Annotated in this window: 4 protein-coding genes; 2 read left to right on the forward strand and 2 right to left on the reverse strand. The window is 65.2% G+C overall.

Annotated features, from left to right (window positions below):
* Positions 1-7 precede the first annotated feature (7 nt).
* Both WBA97_RS40040 and WBA97_RS40045 read right to left on the reverse strand, forming a co-directional pair.
* Complete coding sequence (locus WBA97_RS40040) at positions 8-187, reverse strand: DUF397 domain-containing protein (protein WP_424236463.1); 180 nt, start codon at positions 185-187, stop codon at positions 8-10.
* A 3-nt stretch (positions 188-190) separates the two neighbouring features.
* Positions 191-991, reverse strand: coding sequence for a helix-turn-helix domain-containing protein (locus WBA97_RS40045; RefSeq protein WP_424236465.1), 801 nt, complete (start codon positions 989-991; stop codon positions 191-193).
* Positions 992-1,109: 118 nt separating this feature from the next.
* Here WBA97_RS40045 and WBA97_RS40050 point away from each other — a divergent pair, with 118 nt between their 5' ends.
* Both WBA97_RS40050 and WBA97_RS40055 read left to right on the forward strand, forming a co-directional pair.
* Positions 1,110-1,535 (forward strand): hypothetical protein, encoded by a 426-nt coding sequence (locus tag WBA97_RS40050; protein ID WP_424236467.1) that lies wholly within the window; start codon positions 1,110-1,112, stop codon positions 1,533-1,535.
* A complete protein-coding gene (locus tag WBA97_RS40055) occupies positions 1,532-1,756 on the forward strand; it encodes a hypothetical protein (RefSeq protein WP_424236469.1) in 225 nt (74 codons plus the stop codon). The genes WBA97_RS40050 and WBA97_RS40055 overlap by 4 nt, the downstream gene beginning before the upstream one ends.
* The last annotated feature ends 359 nt before the right edge of the window (positions 1,757-2,115 follow it).

Raw genomic sequence — 2,115 nt, forward strand, 5'->3', positions numbered from 1 at the left:
GGTCAGTTCACCCGGTTGGCGGAGTGCGGAGCACGCTGATCAGCGCGGTCACATCGACGCTGTGCAGGTAGGGACCGGCGGGGTTCTTGCTGTCACGAATGTGACGCAGCGTGTGGGCTACTTCAACACATGCGGACTGCGCGGCCGAACGGCGAGACTTCTTGAACCGTAAGGGCTCCTGGCGCATGAACTAGCTCCTGAGGTCGCTCCGTTCGATCAGCGTTTTGAGCTTATCCTGCGTTGCCCGCTCTGACAGAGCCATGTCACGGAGCTGTTTGCGCGCGTTGGTGTACGGCTCGGTCTCCTCATCGAACAGGAACGTGGACGAGCCCAGGTGCTCCAGCATGACCACTGAGCCAGCCTGTTCGAAGTTCATCAGGTACCAGCTCGTGAAGATGTACGGTGTCGGCGCCTCGACCACGCGCACCGTCACACCATCGCGACCGGACATCGCCAGAAGGTGACGCAGCTGCTTCACGAAGATCGACGGCGCGCAGAACGGGTTGGTCAACGCCCCAGATCCGATGAGCGCGAGGTAGTCCACTCCACGCCGGCTGAGCTGCTCCTGACGTTTGATTCGAGCACCGATACGTGGATTGACGTCCTCCTCGGCGGCGCCGCCGAGCCGCATGACCGCCGCCGTGTACTCGGAAACCTGCAAGAGGCCCGGGATGAGTCCTGGACACCATTCGGTCATGCGAGCGGCTTCGTGCTCGTAGGAGGCGAGGGCGCCCAAGTCGCCGGGGACGCCGGGGAGCGGGCGGTCCCACCAGCCAAGCGCGACCGGTTTGTTCGCCCAGGCGACCAGCTCCTCGCGACGCTCGACGGGCAGTTCGTAGACCATCGCGAGGCCCATCACGGCCTCGGAGGAGATATGGCGCTGGCCGCGTTCCAACCGCGACAGTGTGGAGACGTTCCACTGGATCACGGCCGCAACGTCGGCGAGGCTCTTGCCCGTCGCCAGTCTGATCGCGCGGAGTTCCGCGCCCAAAGCCCGGTCGCGTGGTGTTCCCGGCCTGTGTCTGCCACCCATGGAAGCCCTGTCTTTCTGTCACTGCGGTCAACGCCTTACGTTCGGTGAAAGCGTGCGGGCAAATAGTGGCACGAGAATGGTAGAGAGGCAGGTCGACCACATGGACCATGACGAGTCGGTGCTCATGGCGAACCTCGCCGGCCTCAACCAGCGTGTCGCGCGGTTCATCCTGATCACGCTCGACCACGACGCCGGTCGCCCATTGGCAGCAAACTCGCTCGGCGACGGGGCGGAACTCGGCAGGGACCTGGTCGCGCTGGGCAGAGCCGTGCAGCGCCACGCGCGGCAGCGCGCAGCCGCATGGGGCCGCACTTACCTTGAGCCGCACCGCGCGCACGTGCGCGCGATCGAGAACGGCACCACCACGGTCAGCGTGATCGACGACGCCGCAGTCGGCCCGGCCGTCTGCGGAGCATGGCTGGTCGACAACCTCCCTGTCCCGGAAAGCGCGGACTTCACCGCATGCCCGGTGTGCCTGGCCGCCCTGGGGCAGGAGTCATGAGGATCGACACGGAACCCCTGTGGCTGCCGGGATTCTTCACCGGCCGGACACACGCGGTGGTCGACCTCGCGGACAGGACAGACTTTCGCGGCGTGAAACTCGCCTGGTCGGTGTGCAACCGTCCGGTCGTACTTGACCCCGACCCAACGGCCGAGCCGACGGATGACCCAGTCTGCCCGGCCTGCGCAACCTGGTTCGACACGCGCGCCCGCTACCAGTGATACCCAGCTTCCCGGGGTGAGGCGGTTTGTGCGGATAGTGGGCCGCCTGGGGCTCGAACCCAGAACTACGGTTTGATGATCAGGTTCGCCGGCCTCCTGCCGTCGTCTCACGACATGTCACGCTACCTGCGACATTAACAAACGGGAACGGCCAACGTGGAGCGTGCGTCGCGGTCGTCTGCGGTTGTTCTCTGGGAGTAGACCAGGGGAACGATCTTGCCTCTGCTCCTGGGCCTGCGTTCCACAGATCAGGTTGCTGACTGGTCGGTGAAAACAGTGGTTGAGCTGCGGGAACGACTGTTTGCCCGGTGACGGGGCGTGTCACTAGGTGGTGGTGTCGTGGCTGGTCAGGGGGTCGC

Source organism: Actinophytocola sp., assembly GCF_049647105.1.
Classification (GTDB): domain Bacteria; phylum Actinomycetota; class Actinomycetes; order Mycobacteriales; family Pseudonocardiaceae; genus Actinophytocola.

What these genes read in the sequence shown, in the direction of transcription:
- WBA97_RS40050 (WP_424236467.1), top strand. Translation starts at nt 1,110, where the DNA reads ATGGTAGAGAGGCAGGTCGACCACATGGACCATGACGAGTCGGTGCTC.
- WBA97_RS40055 (WP_424236469.1), top strand. Translation starts at nt 1,532, where the DNA reads ATGAGGATCGACACGGAACCCCTGTGGCTGCCGGGATTCTTCACCGGC.
- WBA97_RS40040 (WP_424236463.1), bottom strand. Translation starts at nt 187, where the DNA reads ATGCGCCAGGAGCCCTTACGGTTCAAGAAGTCTCGCCGTTCGGCCGCG.